Below are 22,631 nucleotides of genomic sequence, written 5' to 3'. Positions count from 1 at the left end.
CGATCAGAGATGGCGGGTCCGCCATTTCCGGGCGATCCACAACCGCCACCCGAACGCAGACAACACGAAGCCGAGTATCGCCGCTGCCACGGTCAGCACCAGCAGCCCGACCCCGAATGCCGGCCCCTTGTCCCACAGCCAGTGCAGGCATCCCGTCGCCCATTGCAGCCAGCCGGTCGCCGCATCGGCGATCGGCTGCGCCACTATCGGTGCATCGGTGCGCAACAGCCACGATCCGATCTTGTAGGCCAGCAGCCACAGCAGCGGCGTGGTGAAGGGGTTGGTGATGAAGGTGGTCAGCGCCGCGACCGAGACATTGGCGCGGAACGGCAGTGCGAACAAGGCGGCGATCGCGATCTGCGCGACGGGGAACAGGAACCCCGCGACCATCCCCAGTGCAACCCCGCGTGGCACCGATCGGCGGGTGAACCGCCACAGTTCGGGCGCCAGCACCCGGTGCGCGACCGGACGGAGCAGGCGGCTGCGCTCCATCGATTCCCGTGTCGGCAGATTACGGCGACACCAGGCGGCCCCGCGCTGCCACAGGCCGGGCGCCGCGGACGCCATCAGCCGCGTTCGCGCATCAAGCGACCGGCCTCACGCTTCCACTCGCGTTCCTTGATCGCGGCGCGCTTGTCGTGATCCTTGCGGCCCTTGGCCAGTGCCAGTTCCACCTTGGCCCTTCCCCGTGAATTGAAATAGACCGACAGCGGCACCAGGGTCATCCCCTCGCGCGCAACCGCGCCGTGCAGCTTGTTGATCTCCCGCTCGTGAAGAAGCAGTTTACGCGGGCGCTTCGCTTCGTGGTTGAAGCGATTGCCGTGGCTGAATTCGGGGACGTTGGCGTTGACCAGCCACACCTCCTCGCCCCGCACCTCCGCATAGCTTTCGGCGATCGTGCCCTGCCCGAAGCGCAGCGACTTCACCTCGGTGCCGGTCAGCGCGATCCCCGCCTCGTAAACGGTCTCGATCGAGTATTCGAACCGCGCCCGGCGATTCTCGGCGACGATCTTCTTCTTGTCGAAGGTGGCGGGTTTGGGACGGGACATGCGGGTGCGATGTAGGCGGCCCACAGGCCGTTGGGAAGCGGGGGACGCCGAACGGGCGCAAAGCGGCGACGGCGGGCGTGGAAAGTCACGCCGAAAGTCACGAACGTCACATCCTACAGGGGGCGATACGGTGCGACGGCGGCTGCCCTTATCGGGGTGACGGCGATGAGAAGGAGCGGTTGCCGGGGTCATAGCAGGCCAGCGGCGTGTAGGACATCGAGGGGGAAGCGCGCCGGTTACAGAAGCCCGGCATGGGCCAGCGCCGCATCGACCGCCGCCCGCGACGCCTCGTTCGCCGGGGTCATCGGCAGACGCAGATGCGGGGGGAAATCGGCGCGGATGCGGGTCAGCGCGTGCTTGACGGGGCCGGGCGACGCGTCGGTGAACAGCGCATCATGGAGCGGGAACAGGCGGTCGTGCAGCGTCAGCGCGGTCGCCATGTCGCCCGCCGCGCAGGCCGCCTGGAAATCCGCGCACAAGCGCGGCGCGACGTTGGCGCTGACCGAGATGCAGCCGGTGCCGCCCATCGCGTTATAGGCCAGCGCCAGATCGTCGTTGCCCGACAGCTGCACGAACCCCTCGCCCAGCGCGCCGCGATGCTGCGACACGCGGGCCAGCGCGCCGGAGGCATCCTTGATCCCGACGAACACCTGCGGAAACGCCTGCACGATGCGGATGACGGTGGCGGGCTGGATATCCGTCACGGTGCGGGCGGGCACGTTGTAGAGGACGATCGGCAACGGCGCGTCCGCCGCCAGCGCCTCGAAATGGCGGAAGATGCCTTCCTGCGAGGGCCGGTTGTAATAGGGCGGCACCATCAGCGCGGCGTCCGCGCCCGCATCCCGCGCGGCGCGCAGGTTGGCGGTGGCGACGCGGGTGTCGTTGGAACCCGCCCCGGCGATCACCGGCACCCGCCCACGCGCCTGATCGACGCAGATGCGCACCACCCGGAAATGTTCGTCATAGGTCAGCGTCGCCGCCTCTCCCGTGGTGCCGCAGGCGACCAGCGCGGCCGATCCTTCGGCGATCTGCCACTCGACGAAATGGCGGAACGCCGCCTCGTCGAATTCGCCCGCTGCGTCGAACGGCGTGACGAGCGCGGGAATCGAACCGGAAAACATGATCTTACGTGTCCTTCAGGCGAACTTTGAGCGAGCGGGATGCATTTCGTTCAGGACAGATACGGGCGCGATGCGTATCCTGTCCACATGATCGCACCGATGAAATCCGCGATGCTGCTGGCGATGCTGGCCGGCAGCACCGTTCTGGCCCAATCGCAGGAGGAGGCGGAGCGCGCCGCGACGCAGGCCGCCAATCGCAGCGTCACCCCTGGCATGGCGGGCCAGCCCGCGCCGCTGCCCAGCGCACCGATCGCCGCGGCGGTGGCGCAGTGGCGTGCGCTGCAACAGACCGATGCGCTGCCGTTCGACAGCTATGCGGGCTTCGTGACCACCCATCCGGGCTGGCCGGGCGAGGCGGCGAACCGGCGCGCGGCGGAACGGCAGGCGGCGCTCGGCACCGGCAATCCGGCCGGGGTAGCGGCCTTTTTTCGCCGTTTCCCGCCACTGACCGCGACCGGCATGGTGGCGCAGGCGCGCGCGCTGCTGGCGACGGGCGACCGCGCGGGTGCGGATGCCGCCGCGCGGGCCGCGTGGCAGACGGGCGCGCTGTCCTCTGTCGACGAAAGCGCGATCCTGACCGGCTTTCCCGCCGCACTGACGCCAGAGGCCAACGACGCGCGAATGGATGCGATGCTGTGGCAGGGGCAGACGGGCGCGGCGCAGCGCCAGATCGCGCTGGTCAGCCCGGCGAAGCGCCCCTTGTTCGAGGCGCGGCTGGCGTTTCGCACCAAGGCGTCCAACGCCGCCGAACTCTCCGCCGCGACGCAGGCGATCTATGCCAACGATCCCGGTTACATCGCCGACCGGGCGACGTGGCTGCGCAATACGCTCAGCCCGAGCGCGCGAACGTGGCTGACCCAGCCGCGCACCCTGGCCAGCCGGCCGGGCCATGTCGAGAAATGGTACGAGGTGCTGCTGGTCAATGCGCGCGGCGCGGCGGCGGACGGGCAGTGGCAGGTCGCCTATGACATCGCCCGGCAGGTCGACGATGCCTATCCGGCGGGCACCGACGTATCGACCAAGCCTTACGTCGAGCGTGACGATTACACCTCGCTGGCGTGGCTGGCGGGACAGGCCGCGCTGAAGCAGCTGAACCGGCCCGCCGACGCGATGACGATGTTCGACCGTTATGGCCGTGGCAGCCAGTCGCCGCAGACCCGCGCCAAGGGCTTCTACTGGGCGGGCCGCGCGGCCGAGGCTGCGGGGATGACGGCGCAATCCACCGCCTTCTACGCCCGCGCCGCCGGTTACCGCGACCAATATTACGGCCAGCTCGCGCTAGAGCGGACCGGCCGGCCGCTCGCCGCGCCGCCGGCGATCGCCGCGCCCGCGATCGCCCCCGCCCTGAAAGCCGCATTCGACGCGCGGGAAACGGTGCAGGCAGCCCGCTTTCTCGGCCAGATCGGCCAGTGGACCGATCAGACCGCGTTCGTCCGCCAGATCGCCGCAGACGCAACGTCGGACACCGACCATCTGCTCGCGGCCGATCTGTCGCGCCAGATCGGCCGCCCCGATCTGGCGGTGATGGTGGGGCGCAGCGCGATGCAGAACGGGCTGACCGAATATTCCGCCGCGGGTTTCCCGACCGTGCCGGTCCCGGCCGGCTATGAAGGCAACTGGACGCTGATCCACGCTATCGCGCGGCAGGAAAGCCAGTTCGACCGTGCCGCCGTCAGCGGCGCGGGCGCACGGGGGCTGATGCAGTTGATGCCCGCCACCGCGCGCGAACAGGGCGGCAAGATCGGCCTCGCCTTCACGCCCGAGCAATTGTCGAGCGATCCGGCGATCTCGATCAAGCTGGGGTCGAGTTATTTCCAGCGGGTGTTCGACAATTACGGCAGCTATCCGCTGACGGTGGCGGCGTACAACGCGGGCGGCGGCAATGTGAACAAGTGGCTGCGGCAGTTCGGCGATCCGCGCACCGGCACGATCGACATGGTCGACTGGATCGAGGCGATCCCGTTCGGCGAGACGCGCAACTACGTCCAGCGCGTGCTGGAAAATGCCGTCGTCTATGACCTGATGAACCCCGCGCGATCGCGCAGCCGGGGGGCGGCGCGGCTGTCATGGTATCTCGGCAAGGGGCAGCCGGGCTGATGAGCCGAAGCTGATGGAGCCGCGCCCGAATTACATCACACCCGCCGGCTATGCCGTGCTGCGCCAGGAATATGAGCGGCTGTTCGCGACCGAACGCCCCGCGCTGGTCGAGACGATCAGCTGGGCGGCGGGCAATGGCGACCGGTCGGAGAATGGCGATTACATCTATGGCCGCAAGCGGTTGCGCGAGATCGACCGGCGGCTGGGCTTCCTGTCGAAACGGATGAAGGCGGCCAAGGTGGTCGATCCCGCGCGGCAGGAGGATCGCAGCCGCGTGTGGTTCGGCGCGACGGTGACGATCGCGGACGAGGACGATGCGCGGCGCACGCTGACGCTGGTCGGCGACGACGAGACCGATGCCGCGTCGGGCCGGATCGGGTGGAACGCCCCCCTTGCCCGGGCGCTGCGCGGGGCGGCGGTGGGCGACGTGCGCCGGGTCGTGCTGCCGGCGGGGGAACGGGACTATGAGGTGATGACGGTCGATTATCCGGCCTGATCCATCTTGCCGCCTGCGTCGCGGTCGGCGACAAGGCGGCCATGGATTCCACCCCCACCCGCAACGTCGCGTTGCTGATCGATGCCGACAATGCGTCCGCCGCCACGCTGGACCCCGTGCTGACGGTGCTGGCCGAGCTGGGCACCGTCAACATCCGCCGCGTCTATGGCAACTGGTCCAAGCCGGAACTGAAGAGCTGGCGCGACATGACGGTGAAGCACGGTATCGAGCCGCAGCAGCAGTTTGACCTGACCAAGGGCAAGAACGCCACCGACATGAAGATGACGATCGACGCCATGGACCTGTTGTTCCGTGGCAAGATCGAGGGATTCGGCATCATGTCGTCCGATTCCGATTTCATGCCGCTGGCGATGCGCATCCGGCAGGAGGGCATCCCCGTCTATGGATTCGGTACCAGTCGCGCGCCGGAGGCATTCCGCCGCGCCTGCACCCGCTTCATCGACGTGAACGCCATTTCCGCGCCCGTCGAGGAGCCGGGCGTCACACCCCCGCCCCCCGTCGCCACACCGACCCCCACCCCGCCCGTGGCGGGAACGCGCACGGCCGCGCCGGTCAACAACGTCGCGGTTCCGATCGCCGAAAGCCTGCCACCGCCGATCGCTGCGGCACGGCCCAAATTGCCGGTCGACGACGAACTGCTGCAGTTGCTGATCGACGCCTATGATGCCTCGAAACGCGACGAGAAGGGGTATGTCAGCCTGACCGCGATGGGACAGCTGGCCGCCAACCGCTCCAGCTTCGACGTGCGCAACTATGGCTACAAAAGGCTGTCGGACCTGATCGAATCGGTCAGCAACTTCAAGCTGGAGCGGCGCGAGGGCGGCCAGTCCTATGTCCGGCGGCTGCGGTAACGCGTAACGCGTCGCCGCGCGGTCACATGCCGCGCGGATCGGTGCGAACGACGACGCGCACGCCCGGCCCGGCATCCTCGAACCGGATCTCGCCGCGCAACTGCCGGACCAGACTGGCGATCATCCGCATCCCCAGGCTGCGGCGCGAGGCGGTGGCGATGCCGAAGTCGGCGGGCAGGCCATGGCCGCGATCGGTAACCGTGACGATCAGGGCATCGTCCTGCCGGTCGATCGTGACCGCGATCGGACCGCCGGCCTCGCCGTAAGCATATTTGATCGCGTTGGTGACGAGTTCGGTGACCAGCAGGCCGATCGGGATCGCGGTATCGGCGCTGAGTTCCAGCGGGACGATCGCGCACGTCAGATCGTGGGTCGGCGATTGCTCGCCCAGCTGGGTGACGATACCGCCGACCAGATCGTCCAGACAGACGACCCCGACCTTTTCGCCCCGCCACAGCTGGTCGTGCGCCTGCGCGATCGCGGCGATGCGGGCCTGCGCATCGCCCAGCATCCGGGTGATGCGGGGGTCCTCGTCCTCCTGCATCTGGAGGTTGAGCATGGCGGAGACGAGGGCGAGGCTGTTCTTCACCCGATGGCTCGCCTCGCGCGTTAGCAGTTCCTGATGCTGGAGCGCGTCGTTCAGCCGATGCTCGGCCGCCTGCCGTTCGATCGCGACGCCGATCAGGTTGGCGAACCCCTGCATGAAGGCGAGATCGGCGGCCTCGAACCGGCCCTCATCGGGGCTGTCGACCTCCAGCACGCCGTAATGATGGCCGCCGGCATGGACGAGCACGTTGATGGCGCGGCGGATACCGTGGTCGGCCATGAAACCGGGAGTGCGGAACCGGGTCTCGTCGCCGAGATGATTGGAAATCACCGCCTGGCCGGTCTGATAGGCGAAGCCGGCGGGCGATCCGGTGTCGGCACCCATCTCGATCTGGCCCACCACCCCGTCACGCCAGCCGACGCCGGTGCGGACCAGCAATCGCCCTGAGCTACCCTTATATTCCAGGAATTTGCAATAGTGCGACCGCATCCCGTCCGCACAGAGTTCGACCGCACGCTGGAGCATCGGATCGAGATCGCGCGCGCGCAGCGCCTCGATCCCGAAATCCGCGAGGACCGATTGCTGACGCAGGCGATAGTGAAGTTCGCCATGCCCCGCCACACCACCGTTGCCGGGCGCGTCTTCCACCACTGCCATGTCGTCGATCGGCCCCCTTTGCCCTTGTTGCCGGCAAGATAGGCGCGCGTCGCCCCGGTTTAAACCGGCAGGCCGCGACCGGTCGGAAGCGAACGGCCGATCGGGTCGCTGACGCGGGATACCACGTCAGCGACGCCGAACATCAGCGCGTCAGCTTCTTGTAGGCGAGGCGCGTCGGGCGATCGGCGGCATCGCCCAGGCGGCGGCGCTTGTCTTCTTCGTAGCTTTCGTAATTGCCCTCGAACCATTCGACATGGCTGTCGCCCTCGAACGCGAGGATGTGGGTGCAGAGGCGATCGAGGAAGAAGCGATCGTGGCTGATGACCACGGCGCAACCCGCGAACGTTTCCAGTGCCTCTTCGAGCGCGCGCAGCGTCTCGACGTCGAGATCGTTGGTCGGTTCGTCGAGCAGCAGGACGTTGCCGCCCTCCTTCAGCATCTTGGCCATGTGGACGCGGTTGCGCTCACCACCCGACAGCTGGCCGACCTTCTTCTGCTGGTCCGGCCCGCGGAAGTTGAACGCGCCGACATAGGCCCGCGTGCCGAGCTCCTGTTTGCCGAAGCGGAAGACCTCCAGTTCGTCGGAGATTTCCTGCCAGACGTTCTTGTTGGGATCGAGGTGATCGCGGCTCTGGTCGACATAACCGAGCTTCACGGTCGAGCCGACCTCGATCGTGCCGCTGTCGGGCTGTTCCTGCCCGGTGATGAGCTTGAACAACGTCGACTTGCCGGCGCCGTTCGGACCAATCACGCCGACGATGCCGCCCGGCGGCAACGTGAAGTCGAGCCCGTCGAACAGCAGCTTGTCGCCATAGGCCTTGGTCAGGCCCTTCGCCTCGATCACCTTGCCGCCGAGACGCTCGGGCAGCTGGATCAGGATCGCGGCCTTGCCGGCGGCACGGTTCTCCTGCTTGGCCATCAGTTCGTCGAACGCGCGGATACGCGCCTTGGACTTGGTCTGGCGGGCCTTGGGGGTCTGGCGCATCCAGGCGAGTTCGTCGGCGATCGCCTTCTGCTTGCCGGCCTCTTCGCGCTCTTCCTGCTCCAGCCGCTTCGACTTCTTTTCCAGATAGCCGGAATAGTTGGATTCGTAGGTGTAGTAACGGCCGCGATCGAGTTCGAGCACCCAGTTGACGACATTGTCGAGGAAGTAGCGGTCGTGCGTCACGAGGATGACGTTGCCGGTATATTCCTTGAGGTAATTTTCCAGCCACGATACCGATTCGGCATCGAGATGGTTGGTCGGTTCGTCGAGCAGCAGGATGTCCGGCTTTTCCAGCAACAGCTTGCACAGTGCGACGCGGCGCTTCTCGCCGCCCGACAGGTTGGTGACCGCCGAATCGCCCGGCGGACAGCGCAACGCCTCCATCGCCTGTTCCAGCTGGCTGTCGAGCGACCAGCCGTCGACCGCGTCAATCTTGGCCTGCAGGTCGCCCATTTCCTCCATCAGCGCATCGAAGTCGGTATCGTCCTGCGGATCGCCCATTTCCGCCGAGATCGCGTTGAAGCGATCGACCAGATCGGCGACGGGGCGGACGCCGTCCTTCACGTTGCCCATCACGTCCTTCGACGGATCGAGCTGCGGCTCCTGCGCGAGATAGCCGACGCGGATGCCCTCCGCCGCCCATGCCTCGCCGGTGAAGTCGGGGTCCATGCCCGCCATGATCTTCATCAGCGTCGACTTGCCGGCGCCGTTCGGCCCGATGATCGCGATCTTCGCGGACGGAATGAACTGCAGGTGGATGTTGTTGAGGACGGGCTTGTTGGCGCCGGGGAAGGTCTTGGTCAGACCCTTCATGACGTAGGTATACTGAACGGCCATCGCGGTGCCGGGCTCCATCGTTCGAAAGGCGGGAAATCGTGGTTCGCGAGATAGCGATCCGGGCCGCGGAACGCAATTGCCCGGCCCCCGGGGCGCGGCACACCGGCCGGGCTTGTGCCAGAGGGGCGATGCGTCATACCCCTGCCCTGCCTACAAAGGGAACGACATGATCCGCCACGCCATCCCGCTTGCCCTGCTCGCCGCCGCCACGCCCGCATCGGCGCAGCAGCCCGCCGCCCCGGCCGCCCGCACCCGCGCGGCACCACCCGCCGTCACCGTGGACCCGCGCGTCGCGGCGTTGCGCGACAAGGCGCTGGGCGACGACGTCGCCTATGCGATTACCGAAGGGCTGACGACGGAGATCGGCCAACGCGGCACCGGCGGATCGGCGGCACAGGCGCGGGCGCGTGAATGGGGCGTGGCAAAGCTGAAGGCGCTGGGGTTCCGCAACGTCCGCATCGAACCCTATACTCTGCCCAATGTCTGGGAACGCGGCGTGGAGACCGCCGAGGTCGCCGCCCCCTATCCGCAAGCGCTGCGGCTGACCGCGCTGGGTAATTCGGGCGCGACCCCCGCCGCCGGCCTGACCGCACCCGTCGCATTCTTCGCCACGCTGAACGATCTGCTCGCCGTGCCCGCCGGCAGCCTGACGGGCAGGATCGCCTTCGTCTCCAACACGATGGAGCCGACGCAGGATGGATCGAGCTATGGCAGCGCCGGCGCGGCGCGCTTCGTCGGCCCCAACATCGCCGCGCAAAAGGGCGCGGCGGCGATCGTGATCCGGTCGATCGGCACCGATCACGGGCGCGGACCCCATGCGGGTTCGACCAATTTCGCCCCCGGCGTGACGCCGATCCCCGCCGCCGCGCTGTCGGTGGCGGATGCCGAGAACCTGGAACGAATGGTGAAGCTGGGCCGGCCGGTGACGCTGAAACTGGTACTGACCCCGCGTTTCGTCGGGCCGCGCCAGTCGGGCAACGTCGTGGCGGAGGTGCCGGGGACGGACCGGGATGCCGGGATCGTCCTGGTCGGCGGGCATCTCGACAGCTGGGAGCTGGGCACCGGCGCCATCGACGATGCCAGCGGCCTGGGCATCACTACCGCCGCCGCCAGGCTGGTGATGGAGGCCGGCCGGCCGCGCCGCACGATCCGCGTGGTGTGGTTCGGCGACGAGGAGATCGGCGGCTTCGGCGGACAGGAATATGCCAGGGCCCATGTCGGGGAACGCCACGCCACCGCCAGCGAAAGCGATTTCGGCGCCGACCGGGTGTGGCGGGTGGAAACGTCACTGCCGGACGCAGCCCGGCCGGTCGCGGACCGACTCGCCGCTGCGCTGGCTCCCCTCGGCATCGTGCGTGGCACCGGCACCGGCGGCGACGGCACCGATATCGGCCCGGTGATCCGCACCGGCGTGGCAGGGGTGGATCTGAACCAGTCGGGCCTGCGCTATTTCGACGTGCATCATACGCCGGAGGACACGCTGGACCGGGTCGATCCGGCACAATTGCGCCAGAACGTCGCAGCTTGGACGACGATGCTCGCAATCGTCGCCAACGCACCCGAGGAGATCGGCCCGGTACCCGTGCGACCGTGACGATCGTTACGAAACCGTCCCCCCCCTTGCTCCGCCCGTCGCGAACATTGCTGTTTGATGAATTTTCGCCGTTGACCGGCGATCCGGGTCCGCTATGCACGCCGCTTCGCGACGGCAATCGGGTCGGCCGCGATGATTTACTATGCTTGGGAGCATTCGAATGAAGAAGATCGTTCTGATCGCTGCTGCCGCCGGCCTGATGTCCGTCGCAGCCTGCTCGAAGTCGCCGGAAGCGGCTGCCGTCGAGAACAACGCCGACATGCTGGCGGATAACCTCGAAGCGCAGGCTGATAACCTGGAAGACCTGGCCGACAACACCTCCAACGCTGCCGCGACGGAAGTGCTGGAGAACGCGTCGGACAACCTCGAAGACGCCGCATCGAACGTGCGTGACGTCGCCGACGAGAAGATCGACAACATGAAGTAATGCCGGTCGGGCAATTGCGCCCGACTGTTGCATTATTGCGGGAAAGGGCGTTCGCGAAATTCGCGGACGCCCTTTTTCTTTGCCGGCGGTTGCGCTAGGCGCCGCTGCGGGGCCTGTAGCTCAATGGTTAGAGCTGGCCGCTCATAACGGCTAGGTTGGGGGTTCGAGTCCCTCCGGGCCCACCATATACGGGTGGAGCGATCGACGCGGGCGGTTCGGCCGATCGGGATCGCCTCCCTGCACAGAAGACGATAAAACGGGGGGAAACGAGATGAAGAAATTCGGGCTGGCCGCTTTGGCCGCCACCGCGACGATCGCGTCATCGCCGGCACAGGCCGGCCGATATCTGATCGTCGACATTTCGGCGATCGGCACGGGCAACGGGGCGAACGGCAGCCGTACCGGCAGTCAGCCCACGCTGTTCTACAATTTCACGACCTTCTATGCCTCGTTCGCCTATAATCTGGGCGGCTTTGCCCCCCCGTCGGTGTCGGATCAGGGCATCTGGTTCGCCGGGCAGATATTCGATCGCCAGGAAACCGGCCATTCGACGGCCAACGGGTTCGACGTCAAGGCACGCTATTCGTCGCATTTCGTGAACTACGACATTACGGGCTCCGCCTGTTTCGCCAACGCGACGCCGGCTGCGATCCCCACCGGATCGTTCGGCACCGATCCTGCGTGCAGCGCGATCACCGTGAATTATGGTGATGGTTTCGCGGTGGACGGCTATTCGTTCAAGGGCGCGATACAGGGCATTGCCTTCCGCGAGATCGAGGCGGACACCCTGCCGAACCTGACCTTCGCGATCCCCGAACCTGCATCCTGGGCACTGATGCTGACCGGCTTTGGCCTGACCGGCTACGCACTGCGCCGCCGTCGTCCGCGCATCGCCTTCGCCGGATAACGCAGCGACAAGCGCCGCGGCCCGTGCCGCGGCGCTTGCACATTGGGCAAACCCCCTCTAGTCGCATCATCGTCGGGGAGTGGCGCAGGCTGGTAGCGCACCTGGTTTGGGACCAGGGGGTCGCAGGTTCGAATCCTGTCTCCCCGACCATCATCCGTTAAGTGATTGATTTCTCGTCGCCAACAGGGCGATCGGGAATGGTTGTACCCACGACTGTACCCATCGTTGTACCCATTGGGGGCGATGGATTGGGATTGCCGAACCTCAAGCTGCGCGGTGGCAGCTATCACTGGCGCAGGAAGATCACCGTGGCCGGCGCGGCGGTGCCGCTATCCCTGTCGCTCGGCACAGGGAATTATCAACGCGCCCGGTGTATGGCAGACAGACTTGGTGCGACAGTCGAGAGTTTGCGTGTGGCCTATGGTCAATCGACGGGGCTGACCCCCGATCAGCTGAAGCGGGTGTTCAGCGATGCCCTGCGCTGGCAATTGCAGCGTATCGAGCAGGATCAGATTGGCAGCCCCGCCCGGTCGGAAGATCACGCCACGATCAATTCCATCTATGCCGAAGCCTGGGCCTTCCTTGGGCACAAGGGCGTCGAAGCACGCTGGACACCAGACGAGCATGACCGATTGATCGATGCCGGCTGGAGCGAGGAGCGCGCGAAGGCAGTTGCGGATCTCGTGTTCGATCTCCAGAACGGCGATCCGGTTTCGAAGGCTCAGCTCGACAGTTATAGCGAGACCTTCGGTATCGCCTCCACGCGGGACAACGTCGCGCGGATGGCGCGGACGATCTGCTCGGCTCGTGCGTCGGCATGCCGCGAGGCAACTGCCCGCCTCCGCGTTGGCGACGACGACATGGCGCAATGGATCGACGAGGCATTGGTCGATGATGCGCCATTCGCCTTCGAACAAGTCGAGCGCTCGCCCACTCCCCTGGCGCAGTCGGCGGTGGAGACATACGAGCCGATGGCACCGGAGCCCGTCGCCATCGATGAACCGTCCGCATCCGCACTTCCCAAGCGCCAGAAGAAGCGCCTGCTTGAAGCGGCCGAGGAGTGCATCACGGTTTATCAGACTGCTGGCGCTTGGGACACGGATTCAATGAAGCAGGTGCGGACGGCATTGCGGCTCTTCGATTACGCCTGTGGCAGCGACATCTGCATCGAGGACTTAGAGCAATCGCACGTCCGCGATTTTACGACCCTATGTCGGTCGTTGCCGAATCGTTGGGGGCGCACCCGCGAGGAACAAGCCGGCGGCATCGCTGCCAGCTTGGCCCGAGCGGCAACCATGCCACCGGCCGACATCGGCATCAGCCAGACGACCATCAACAAGCACCTGACATGGATCGCCGCCGTTCTCGCCCATGCAGCGGGCGAGGATGACGATCCGCAAGCGCGTCGGCCGGCGAAGCCGCTTTCTTTCACGAAGGCACGAGCCGGCATAGGCAAGACATCGCGCAAGGCGCGAAAGCGGGATCGCGACAAGCGGGCCAATTGGACGATACAGGAGATCGCCAAGCTTTTGTCCGCACCGGTTTGGACAGGCGCGGCAGGGATCGACCGCCGCCTGAAACCGGGCACCGAGATCATTCACGACGCCTGGTATTGGATGCCGCTCATTCTGCCCTTGTATGGCGGCCGCAGTTCGGAACTCGCCGGACTGGGACTGGCGGAGGTGCACGAACTGGAGCCAATCCCCTACTTCCGGATCGACTATACCGAAGATCGCGCGCTCAAGAACATTCAGTCGATCCGGAGGTTGCCGATCCATCCCGAACTGATCCGCCTCGGGTTCATCGATTACGTGACGGAATTGCGAGCAGCGGGTTGCACGCTGCTGTTCCCGGAAATGAAGTCACCGAAATCGACCACTTTTGCCGGGACGTTCTACAAGTCCATCTTCGAACCACTGCGCGATTGGGCATTCCCCAAAGGCACGCCATGGCGCCACCGCGCTGGCGGTGCCTGGAAGGACAAAGACGTGCATAGTTACCGCGGCTTGGCAACGACAATGATGAAAGGTCGCGTCGCCAGTGAAGTCCGCTGCGATCTGTTTGGCCATGAAGGCGAAACGGAAACCGCGCGCACCTATGACGAGGAGGCAGAGCTTTCTATCAAGCTCGAGGCACTACAGCTATTGACGCCCATTACCGCGCATATCCAACCGAGCCATCCAATCAACATCAGACCGGTTCATCGACTGAGGCATGGGAGGCGTGCATCAACTTCACGTCTCACCCCGACTACTTAAAGATCCGCCGTTATCTGGCGGTGGCGCGGCTCGTCGGACTTGGCGAAACACGGCAGCAGGACCGTCAGGCCGGCAGAAGCCCGGCCGCGCGGTAACTGTCGATCATCGTGTCGAAAAGCGCGATATCCGCACGACCCCTTGCGAATAGCTGCGCGCCGGAGACGGCCGCATAGATCGCCTTTGCCCTGGCCCTGCTTTCGCCCGGTTCGACAATGTTGGCCTCGACGAGAAGCTTGCTCAGCCAGTCAACATTGACGTCAGCGAAGCTCTGGACCTCGACTTTTACCGCGTCCGGAAGGTCATCATATTCCGCCGCCATAAAGGTCGACAGGCAGATGCGGTTGTCGTTCGACAACGACGTGCGGAAAATTTCCGGATAGCGGCGAAGCGCACCAAGAGGCTCTGGCGTCTCGTCCGAAATCGCGGCCAACTGCTCGACCGTATCCTCCCAATAGCGGCGCGCTACCGCCACACCGAGATCGGCCTTCGTCGCGAAATGATGATGGATGCTCGGTGCCTTGATCCCGACCTCGGCGGCGATGTCGCGAAAGTTCAGGCCGTTATAGCCGCGCGCCATGGCGCTTCGCCTTGCCGCGGCGAGCACTGCCTCTCTCGAATTCGACACTGCCATCGCCCCGCTTACTCCGCCAACCGACCAATTGGTAGATAGGGGTTGACCATCAGGAGGCAACCGCCCACCTGAGTGACTACCAATCACTTGGTAGGGACGCCTCATGACCGATCAGACTCCGCTTGAACGCCCGAAGCTTCGCCTGTTCACCTCCGCCTCTGCCTTCCCCAACCCACAGCGCCTGCGCATCTTTCTGCACGAAAAGGGCATCGCTGATCGCTTTGACGAGCAGGTCTACGACATGTCCCCGGTCGGCGAGCAGCGGCAGTGGAAGCACCTCAAGATGAATCCTTGGGGCGAGACCCCGACGCTCCAGCTTGCCGACGGTAGCTTCATCTCGGAAACCGCGGCCGTCGTCCGTTATCTTGACCAGGCGTTTCCAGGTCGCCGGATCATGGGCGAAACCCCGGAGGAACAAGGCCTAGACGCGATGTGGGACAACCGGGTCTGGGTGCACATCCTTTACCGCATCACCACCGCGTTCCATGTCCTGCATCAGGGGCTCGGCCCCAAGCTCGAACTGACTGCGAACGCCGCTTGGGGCGAGCATTGCCGCAAGGAAGCGCTGGCACATACCGCGCTGGTGGACCGGCATCTGGCCGATGGCCGCGACTGGCTGCTCGGCGGTGACGAGCCGACCTTTTCCGACATCACGCTGGCGACGGCGATTGCGTTCTCGAAGTTCGAGGTAAACGCCATGCCGCTCGACGAGCGCTACGAACATATCGATGCGTTCTGGCAGCGGTGGCAGCGCCGCCCGACATTCCTCGCCGCCTATGGGGACCGGAGCAGCGGCGTGCCGGAACTGGACAACCGTCCGTAGCACCCAGCTTGCTACCCGGACCGTTTCAAGCCGGTCGGGGTGAAACGGCAGCCCGAGCGTTACAGCCGCCTGCCCTCGCTCCTTATTACTCCTACGGAAGATCATATCATGGCCGATCTGCCTGTCAGCCCCGTCCTGCAACCCGTTACGATCGGTGATCTGCAACTGCGGAACCGTATCGTCATGGCACCGCTCACGCGCAGCCGCTCGAACGAGGAAGGCATCCCCCCGGCGTTCGCCGCGGACTATTACGCACAGCGCGCCGATGCCGGCCTTATCATCACCGAAGCGACGAACATTTCATCTCAGGCGCGCGGTTACGCGATGACGCCCGGCATCTGGTCGGACGCGCAGGTGGCGGCATGGAAGCCCATCGTCGAAGCCGTTCATCGCCGTGGCGGCAGGATCTTCCTTCAGCTCTGGCACACGGGCCGGATATCGCATCCCGATCTGCATGGCGGTGCCCTTCCCGTGGCGCCGTCCGCGATCGCGGCGGAGGGGCAGGCCTTCACCAATGACGGGATGAAGGATTTCGTCGTTCCGCGCGCGCTGGAAACGGACGAAATCCCCGCCATCGTCGAGGATTACCGCCATGCCGCCGAACAGGCCAAGGCAGCCGGGTTCGATGGCGTCGAGGTGCATGCTGCGAACAATTACCTGCTTGAGCAGTTCATCCGCGACAGCACCAACCAGCGCACCGATGCCTATGGCGGCTCGATCGAGAACCGTCTCCGCTTTCCGCTCGACGTGGTGCGTGCCGTGGTCGAGGTCTGGGGAGCAAATCGCGTCGGCATTCGCATTTCCCCGGCAACGACCGAGCCCGGAAAGACCCCGCTCGACAGCCAGGTCCGGCGCACGTTCGACACGTTCGTCGACGCCTTGTCCGTGATCGGCCTGCTATACATCCACGATATCGAAGGCGTGACCCAGCAGACGCGCGACGTGCCGGACGGTGTGGACTTTCAGGAGCTGCGCAAGCGCTTCTCGGGCGCCTATATCGCCAATAACCAGTATACGCTCGATCTCGCCGAGAAGACTCTGGCGGACGGCAATGCCGATCTGTTCAGCTTCGGCCGGCCCTTCCTCGCCAACCCCGATCTCGTGGAGCGGCTGCGGACTGGCGCCCCACTTGCCGAGGCTCCGAAGCAATATTGGTATGGCGGTGGCTCGGTCGGCTACTCGGACTGGCCCGGAATGAACGGGCAGATCGAGCTTCCGTAATTCAAGGGCGTGCGTTCGCCTGCATGTATAATCGAGGAGAGATAATTTGCTGTTTCATACGATGGTAGGATCGAACGACATCGAGCGATCTAAGCGCTTCTACAATGCAGTGCTAGGTGCCCTAGGAGCCGAAGAGGCGACGCTGAACATGGCCGGCAGCGGTCACACCCGCCTGTTCTACCGCAATGAGGGCGGGACGAACTTCATCGTTACCCAGCCGATCAACGACGAACCGGCCACCGTGGCCAATGGCGGCACCGTGGCTTTTTCGTGCAACTCGCCCGAACAGGTCGAACTGTTCCATGATATCGCTGTCGCCAACGGCGGCACCTCGATCGAGGACGGACCCGGTCCGCGTGAGTCAGCGATGGGGACCATCCATCTGGCCTATGTCCGCGACCCGGACGGCAACAAGCTGTGCGGAATCCACATCCCGTCATAATAGCCGAGCCCAGCCGATCGGCTCAGGTGGCCCCTTTCACATCGCTAGCGGACCGGTAGGTATCGGTCCGCTAGATATGCCATGTCACGACGGACCCGATTTCGCGTTCGTCGGAACCGGCTATTCCTCGATTGGGCCGGCAATCCGTTCCGGCTGCCGATCATCGCCCCCTTCTTCCTCCGCTATCACGAGGCAACGATCGCCTTTGTGTCGTGAAGAGGCAACCTGCGGCGTCCGCGATCATTCCCCCGACAACAGACATCGCATCGGAGAAACACGGTGAAGACACGCAAGCTCGGTTCGCAAGGCCTTGAGGTCTCTGCGCTCGGCCTCGGCTGCATGGGGATGAGCGACTTTTATGGCGGTCGCGACGAAGCGGAGTCGGTCGCGACCATCAATCTTGCGCTCGACCGCGGCGTTACCTTCCTGGACACCGCCGATATGTATGGGGTCGGCGCCAACGAGGAACTGGTCGGCCGTGTCGTGCGCGAACGCCGCGAATGGGTGGTCGTCGCGACGAAGTTCGGCATCGATCGGGGTGCCGATGGCAAGGGCCGCAGCATCAATGGCCGCCCCGACTATGTCCGCCATGCATGCGATGCCAGCCTGAAGCGCACCGGGCTTGACGTCATCGACCTCTACTACCAGCACCGCGTCGACCCCGACGTGCCGATCGAGGAGACGGTGGGCGCGATGGCGGAGCTGGTGACGGCCGGCAAGGTTAAGTATCTCGGCTTGTCCGAGGCGTCGCCGGCGACCATTCGCCGCGCCCATGCGGCCCACCCCATTACGGCCCTGCAGACCGAATATTCGTTGTGGAGCCGGGATCCCGAAGCAGAAATCCTGCCGACGGTGCGCGAACTCGGCATCGGCTTCGTGCCCTACAGCCCGCTCGGCCGGGGTTTTCTCACCGGTCAGATCACCGCGCCCGACGACCTCGCCGCAGATGATTTCCGGCGCCATCATCCACGCTTTCAGGGGGAAGCGTTCCAGAGCAACCTCGACCTCGTCAAGGCGGTCGGCGCTATGGCCTCCGACAAGGGCTGCACGCCGGCGCAACTGGCGCTTGCCTGGGTGCTCGCGCAGGGCCACGACGTCGTGCCGATCCCCGGCACCAAGCGGCGTACCTATCTGGAAGACAACCTCGGCGCGATCGACGTGACGCTGGACGCGGACGACATCGCCCGCATCGACGCGATCATGCCGCCCGGTGCAGCCGAGGGACAGCGCTATGCCGACATGGCGAGCATCGACCGATGAGTGCAGTCTCGTTCGCGGCGATCGCGCCGGGCAAACTCGCCGTCGTGACGGGTGGAGCCAGCGGCATCGGGCTGGCCGCCGCGCGCGCATTCGCCGCACGTGGCATGCGGGTCGCCATCCTCGACCGGCCGGGCGAAGCACTCGATGCGGCGGCCGGGTCGATCGACGGGGCGGGCGCGCACGCCGTCGACGTCGCTGACCCGGTGGCAATGCGCACCCTCGCCACCACGCTTGGGCCGGCATCCGTCCTGATGAACAACGCCGGCATCGGCCAGGGCGGTGATGTTTTCGCCAGCCAGGAGGCGTGGACAAGGCTGCTCGGCGTCAACCTGATGGGTGTGCTGAACGGCATCCAGAGCTTCGCGCCGCTGATGGTGGAGGGACACGGGCCGGGCCTCGTCATCAACACCGGCTCCAAGCAGGCATCACCCAGCCGCCGGGCAACACCGCCTACAACGTCAGCAAGGCAGGGGTTAAAGCCCTGACCGAAGGCTTGGCACATACGCTGCGCGAGCAGACAGGGGACCGAGTCAGCGCGCACTTGCTGATCCCTGGCTTCACCTACACGGGCATGACCTCTCCGCGGCCGGAAAAGCCGGCTGGCGCTTGGACGCCGGAACAGGTGGTCGATCTCATGTTCGATCGTCTGGCGCACGGCGACTTCTACATTCTCTGCCCCGACAACGAGACCACGCCGGCACAGGACGCGAAACGCATTGCCTGGGCGGCAGGCGACATCATCGAGAACCGCCCCGCCCTTTCCCGCTGGCACCCCGATCACGCGGCCGAATTCGCCCGCTTCATGGAGGATGACGCATGAGGATCGGGTTCATCGGGCTGGGACAGATGGGCAGCGCCATCGCGGCCAATCTGTTGAAGGCAGGTCATGAGGTGACGGTCTGGAACCGTTCGGCAGACAAGACCGACGCACTTGTCGCAGCGGGCGCAGCTCGCGCGGCACGGCCACTTGATGCGGCCAAGGGTGATCTCGTCATGACCATGCTTGCCGACGACCGGGCGGTGGAAGGCGTGGTATTCGGCGAGGGCGGCATCGTCGGCGCTCCTGCACTGCACGTCGGGCACAGCACGATCAGCATCGCGCTTGCCGACCGGCTCGCGGCGGATAGCGGCACCGGCGGTTACGTTTCTGCACCCGTCTTCGGCCGTCCACCGGCGGCGGCGGCGGGCAAGCTGTTCGTGGTCGCGGCAGGCGTGGAAGCTGCATTGGATCGCTGCGAACCGGTGTTCGCCGATATCGGTCAGCGGACTTTCCGGATCGGCGACAAGCCGTCCGCGGCCAACTTGGTGAAGCTCAGCGGCAACTTCATGATCATGGCCGCCGTGGAGGCGATGGCCGAGGCGATGACGCTGGCCGAAAAGGGCGGCGTCGATCGTCAGACCCTGCTGGAGGTGCTGACGGGAACCCTGTTCGGCGCGCCGGTCTACCACATCTATGGCGAGATTCTGCTGGAGGACCGCTTCCGGCCCGCCGGGTTTGCGGCGCCATTGGGCCTGAAGGACATGACGCTGGCCGATACCGCTGCCACTTCGCTTGGGGCACCGATGCCGCTGCTGGGGATCGTTCGCGACCACCTTCGCAGTGTCATCGCGACGGAAGGCCCGGACATTGATTGGGCTGGTATTGCGCTTGCCGTTAGGAAGAGTGCGAAGCTTTAGACACCCGCGGACGCAATACGGGGACTACCTCGCGGGCGGCATCTCAAGGAAAGCTGAGTAACGGAAAGGCCCGGTTGTGGTCGTTCAGGCCCCCTCCCCGGCTTCCTAACGTCGGCCAGACAGGCGTCCGTCCCTTCCGCTGCGGCAGCGCCTTGAGGTAACTTCCATTGGCCCATTGCTACATGCCGACAACGGCACCGCCCTTCATCACCAGCCGCACGGCACGCACGGCGGAGATGTTCACCGTGGGATCACCCGCAACCGCGACCAGATCCGCGAGCAGGCCCGGCTTCACCGCGCCAAGACGGTCGCCCACCCGCATCCAGCGCGCGTTGCCCGAGGTGGCGGCGAGCAGCACCTGCGCCGGCGTCATTCCCGCTGCCGCCATCAGTTGCATCTCGCGCGCGTTCGTGCCGTGCGCGAATACGCCTGCGTCGCCACCCATGCAGATCGGCACGCCGGCGGCGAGCGCAAGGCGGAGGCTGTCACGGCTTGCCTTCACCGCGGCGGGAGTCGGCTCCGCGCCGGTCCAGCCGCGATAGCGTGCGCTCGCGTCCGAAGCGGCGAGCGTCGGGCACAAGGCGATCTTCTTCGCCGCCATGCTCGCGAAGATCGCGGGCGTCCCGCCATAGCCATGCTCGATCGTATCGACGCCCGCCTCGATCGCGCGGCGCATACCCTCCACGGTTGAGGCGTGGACCGCGACGGGACGTCCGGCGTCGTGCGCCGCCCCCACCGCCGCCCTGATCTCGTCGAGGCTCAGCGTCGCGCGGCTATCCTCGCCAGCGCGCCAACGATAATCGGCGTAGAGCTTCACCCAGTCCGCGCCGGCCGCGATCTGCCGACGGACCGCCGCAACCGTCTGCTCCGCACCCGAGACCTCCTCCGCACCTTGCGGGATGGCGACACCCGGCTCGAACCCCTTGGGGCCGTAGGCACCGAGCGCGACGATCGCGCGGGTCGCGACGCTCAGCCGCGGGCCTTCGACGATCCCCTGGTCGATCGCCGCCTTCAGACCGACATCGGCATAGCCCGCCCCTTCGGTGCCCAGGTCGCGCTCACTGGTGAAGCCTGCCCGCAGAGTCGCCCGCGCGTTCGCCACCGCGCGCGCAGTGCGCAGGGCCAGCGGTTCATGCAGCACCTGATCGTCCCAGCTCGCCTCGTCATAGGGATGGAGGAAGAGATGGCCGTGTCCCTCGATCATGCCCGGCATCAGCGTGTCACCGGCGAGGTCGATGATGTGCGCCCCCGCAGGAACGGTTAGGTTCGGGCCGACCGCGACGATCCGGTCGCCGCGCACCAGCACCTGCCAACCGACGTGCATCTTCCCGTCGATGCCGTCGAACACCGCCGTGGGTCGTAGCAGCGTCGCGGTGCCTGTCGTGGGCTCGACCGAGGGGGCGCTTGCGCCGGCGAGCATCATTGCCATCACGATCGCCAACCAGCACTTGGCCATGCCTCACTCCCCGTTCTAGGCTTACGCTATGGTTACGCTCCTCCAGCGCACGCGCAATCCGTTGATCGTCGCAGCCCTCCTGGCGACGACCGCCGCCGCACCCGATCCCGACATGGCACGGTGGAAGGCCGAGGCGGCGCGGGTGACGATCACGCGCGACGATTGGGGTATCCCGCATGTCCGCGGCCGCAGCGACGCCGACGCGGTGTTCGGTATGACCTACGCGCAGGCAGAGGACGATTTCGCCCGCATCGAGGCCAACTACCTGACCGCGCTCGGCCGCACCGCCGAGGCGGATGGTGAGGAGGCGATCTGGGCCGACCTGCGCCAGCGGCTGTTCGTCGATCCGGTCGAACTCCAGGCGCAATATGCCGCTTGTCCCCCATGGCTGCGCACGCTGATGGATGCCTGGGCGGACGGGCTGAACTTCTATCTCGCGACGCACCCGCAGGTGAGTCCCAAGGTGCTGACCCGGTTCGAGCCGTGGATGGCACTGAGCTTCACCGAAGGCAGCATTGGCGGCGATATCGAGCGCATCTCGCTCGCCGACCTCAAGACCTTCTATGGCCGGCCGACCCCACCGACGCCGGAAGAGCTGGGGGCGGTCCCGCGCGAGCCGTCGGGATCGAACGGCATCGCCATCGCGCCGAAGCTGACCGCGAACGGCCGGGCGCTGCTCCTCATCAACCCGCACACCAGCTTCTACTTCCGCTCGGAAGCGCAGATGACCAGCGACGAGGGGTTGAACGCCTATGGCGCCAGCACCTGGGGGCAGTTCTTCGTCTATCAGGGGTTCAACGCACACGCTGGCTGGATGCATACCTCCTCCACCGTCGACAATGTCGACCAGTTCGCCGAGGCGATCATGCGGCGCGGTGACGGCTGGGGCTACCGCTACGGTGGTGAGACACGCCCGGTCGCGATGCGCACGGTGACGCTCCGCTTCCGCCGGCCCGATGGCGGCATGGGCGAACGGCGATTCACCACTTGGGCCACCCATCACGGTCCGGTCGTCGCGGCGAAGAACGGCCGCTGGGTCGCGACCGCGCTGATGTGGCGGCCCGTCCCGGCGCTGGAGCAGAGCTGGCTGCGCACCAAGGCCACCGACCTCGCCTCGTACCTCGCGGTCGCCGAGCGCAAGGCGAACTCCTCGAACGACACGCTGTTCGCCGACGACAAGGGCGAAATCGCGTTCCTGATGCCGCAGTTCATGCCGGTCCGCGACGACCGGTTCGATTATACCCGCCCCGTCGATGGCAGCGATCCCGCGACAG

Annotated in this window: 20 protein-coding genes, 2 tRNA genes and 1 pseudogene; 16 read left to right on the top strand and 7 right to left on the bottom strand. The window is 66.0% G+C overall.

Features of this window, described 5'->3' with window-relative positions; translation table 11 throughout:
- Positions 1 to 3: 3 nt before the first annotated feature.
- The 3 genes from ABD719_RS15890 to dapA form a co-directional block, all read right to left on the bottom strand.
- The gene (locus ABD719_RS15890; RefSeq protein WP_344694346.1) at positions 4 to 567 is read right to left on the bottom strand and encodes a DUF2062 domain-containing protein; all 564 of its coding nucleotides are present in this window, start codon (positions 565 to 567) and stop codon (positions 4 to 6) included.
- Positions 567 to 1,049 carry an SsrA-binding protein SmpB gene (gene smpB / locus ABD719_RS15885; protein WP_192127713.1) on the bottom strand — a complete coding sequence of 161 codons (483 nt, stop codon included), beginning with the start codon at positions 1,047 to 1,049 and terminating at the stop codon, positions 567 to 569. The genes ABD719_RS15890 and smpB overlap by 1 nt, the downstream gene beginning before the upstream one ends.
- 236 nt (positions 1,050 to 1,285) lie before the next feature.
- The gene (dapA, locus tag ABD719_RS15880) at positions 1,286 to 2,170 is read right to left on the bottom strand and encodes a 4-hydroxy-tetrahydrodipicolinate synthase (RefSeq protein ID WP_344694345.1); all 885 of its coding nucleotides are present in this window, start codon (positions 2,168 to 2,170) and stop codon (positions 1,286 to 1,288) included.
- An 87-nt stretch (positions 2,171 to 2,257) separates the two neighbouring features.
- Here dapA and ABD719_RS15875 point away from each other — a divergent pair, with 87 nt between their 5' ends.
- From ABD719_RS15875 to ABD719_RS15865, 3 genes are read left to right on the top strand one after another with little or no spacing between them, the layout of a single operon-like run.
- Positions 2,258 to 4,267, top strand: coding sequence for a lytic transglycosylase domain-containing protein (locus tag ABD719_RS15875; protein ID WP_344694344.1), 2,010 nt, complete (start codon positions 2,258 to 2,260; stop codon positions 4,265 to 4,267).
- Positions 4,268 to 4,280: 13 nt separating this feature from the next.
- A complete protein-coding gene (gene greB, locus ABD719_RS15870; protein WP_344694343.1) occupies positions 4,281 to 4,763 on the top strand; it encodes a transcription elongation factor GreB in 483 nt (160 codons plus the stop codon).
- A 41-nt stretch (positions 4,764 to 4,804) separates the two neighbouring features.
- A complete protein-coding gene (locus ABD719_RS15865) occupies positions 4,805 to 5,635 on the top strand; it encodes an NYN domain-containing protein (protein WP_344694342.1) in 831 nt (276 codons plus the stop codon).
- A gap of 22 nt (positions 5,636 to 5,657) precedes the next feature.
- Here ABD719_RS15865 and ABD719_RS15860 read toward each other — a convergent pair whose 3' ends face one another.
- Both ABD719_RS15860 and ettA read right to left on the bottom strand, forming a co-directional pair.
- Positions 5,658 to 6,839 carry a sensor histidine kinase gene (locus ABD719_RS15860; protein ID WP_344694341.1) on the bottom strand — a complete coding sequence of 394 codons (1,182 nt, stop codon included), beginning with the start codon at positions 6,837 to 6,839 and terminating at the stop codon, positions 5,658 to 5,660.
- A gap of 142 nt (positions 6,840 to 6,981) precedes the next feature.
- On the bottom strand, positions 6,982 to 8,661 hold the full coding sequence (ettA, locus tag ABD719_RS15855; protein WP_192127693.1) for an energy-dependent translational throttle protein EttA: 1,680 nt from the start codon (positions 8,659 to 8,661) through the stop codon (positions 6,982 to 6,984).
- A gap of 166 nt (positions 8,662 to 8,827) precedes the next feature.
- Between ettA and ABD719_RS15850 the strand changes: the two genes are divergently transcribed.
- The 6 genes from ABD719_RS15850 (at position 8,828) to ABD719_RS15825 (ending at position 13,847) form a co-directional block, all read left to right on the top strand.
- A complete protein-coding gene (locus ABD719_RS15850) occupies positions 8,828 to 10,255 on the top strand; it encodes a M28 family peptidase (RefSeq protein ID WP_344694340.1) in 1,428 nt (475 codons plus the stop codon).
- A gap of 160 nt (positions 10,256 to 10,415) precedes the next feature.
- Positions 10,416 to 10,682: a hypothetical protein gene (locus ABD719_RS15845; protein ID WP_192127689.1), complete on the top strand. Its 267-nt coding sequence runs from the start codon at positions 10,416 to 10,418 to the stop codon at positions 10,680 to 10,682.
- Between the two features lie 109 nt (positions 10,683 to 10,791).
- Positions 10,792 to 10,867 (top strand) — tRNA-Ile (locus tag ABD719_RS15840).
- Positions 10,868 to 10,953: 86 nt separating this feature from the next.
- Entirely contained in the window at positions 10,954 to 11,589 is a 636-nt protein-coding gene (locus ABD719_RS15835) for a PEPxxWA-CTERM sorting domain-containing protein (protein WP_344694339.1), read from the top strand.
- A gap of 73 nt (positions 11,590 to 11,662) precedes the next feature.
- Positions 11,663 to 11,739, top strand: a tRNA-Pro gene (locus ABD719_RS15830).
- A gap of 104 nt (positions 11,740 to 11,843) precedes the next feature.
- Complete coding sequence (locus tag ABD719_RS15825; RefSeq protein WP_344694338.1) at positions 11,844 to 13,847, top strand: site-specific integrase; 2,004 nt, start codon at positions 11,844 to 11,846, stop codon at positions 13,845 to 13,847.
- A 64-nt stretch (positions 13,848 to 13,911) separates the two neighbouring features.
- On the opposite strand, the gene ABD719_RS15820 is transcribed toward ABD719_RS15825, so the two are convergent.
- Positions 13,912 to 14,478 carry a TetR/AcrR family transcriptional regulator gene (locus ABD719_RS15820; protein WP_344694337.1) on the bottom strand — a complete coding sequence of 189 codons (567 nt, stop codon included), beginning with the start codon at positions 14,476 to 14,478 and terminating at the stop codon, positions 13,912 to 13,914.
- Positions 14,479 to 14,581: 103 nt separating this feature from the next.
- Between ABD719_RS15820 and ABD719_RS15815 the strand changes: the two genes are divergently transcribed.
- The 6 genes and pseudogenes from ABD719_RS15815 to ABD719_RS15785 all read left to right on the top strand — a co-directional run bounded on the left by ABD719_RS15815 (position 14,582) and on the right by ABD719_RS15785 (position 19,901).
- The gene (locus tag ABD719_RS15815; RefSeq protein ID WP_344694336.1) at positions 14,582 to 15,301 is read left to right on the top strand and encodes a glutathione S-transferase family protein; all 720 of its coding nucleotides are present in this window, start codon (positions 14,582 to 14,584) and stop codon (positions 15,299 to 15,301) included.
- Positions 15,302 to 15,409: 108 nt separating this feature from the next.
- Complete coding sequence (locus tag ABD719_RS15810) at positions 15,410 to 16,522, top strand: alkene reductase (protein ID WP_344694335.1); 1,113 nt, start codon at positions 15,410 to 15,412, stop codon at positions 16,520 to 16,522.
- A 46-nt stretch (positions 16,523 to 16,568) separates the two neighbouring features.
- Complete coding sequence (locus tag ABD719_RS15805) at positions 16,569 to 16,964, top strand: VOC family protein (RefSeq protein WP_055930929.1); 396 nt, start codon at positions 16,569 to 16,571, stop codon at positions 16,962 to 16,964.
- Positions 16,965 to 17,243: 279 nt separating this feature from the next.
- Entirely contained in the window at positions 17,244 to 18,224 is a 981-nt protein-coding gene (locus ABD719_RS15800) for an aldo/keto reductase (RefSeq protein WP_344694334.1), read from the top strand.
- Positions 18,221 to 19,044: pseudogene (locus ABD719_RS18730) on the top strand (SDR family NAD(P)-dependent oxidoreductase). The gene ABD719_RS15800 and the pseudogene ABD719_RS18730 overlap by 4 nt, the downstream one beginning before the upstream one ends.
- Entirely contained in the window at positions 19,041 to 19,901 is an 861-nt protein-coding gene (locus ABD719_RS15785; RefSeq protein WP_344694332.1) for an NAD(P)-dependent oxidoreductase, read from the top strand. The pseudogene ABD719_RS18730 and the gene ABD719_RS15785 overlap by 4 nt, the downstream one beginning before the upstream one ends.
- Before the next feature lie 178 nt (positions 19,902 to 20,079).
- Here the strand turns inward: ABD719_RS15785 and ABD719_RS15780 are convergent, their stop codons facing one another.
- Entirely contained in the window at positions 20,080 to 21,357 is a 1,278-nt protein-coding gene (locus ABD719_RS15780) for a metal-dependent hydrolase family protein (RefSeq protein ID WP_425567189.1), read from the bottom strand.
- A 28-nt stretch (positions 21,358 to 21,385) separates the two neighbouring features.
- Here ABD719_RS15780 and ABD719_RS15775 point away from each other — a divergent pair.
- On the top strand, positions 21,386 to 22,631 hold a 1,246-nt coding region (locus ABD719_RS15775), incomplete at its 3' end, for a penicillin acylase family protein (protein WP_344694331.1).

Origin of the sequence: Sphingomonas cynarae (genome assembly GCF_039537815.1) — a bacterium.
Taxonomy (GTDB): domain Bacteria; phylum Pseudomonadota; class Alphaproteobacteria; order Sphingomonadales; family Sphingomonadaceae; genus Sphingomonas; species Sphingomonas cynarae.
The sequence above is the reverse complement of the archived record's forward strand: the minus strand, read 5'-3'. Positions and strand labels throughout refer to the sequence as shown.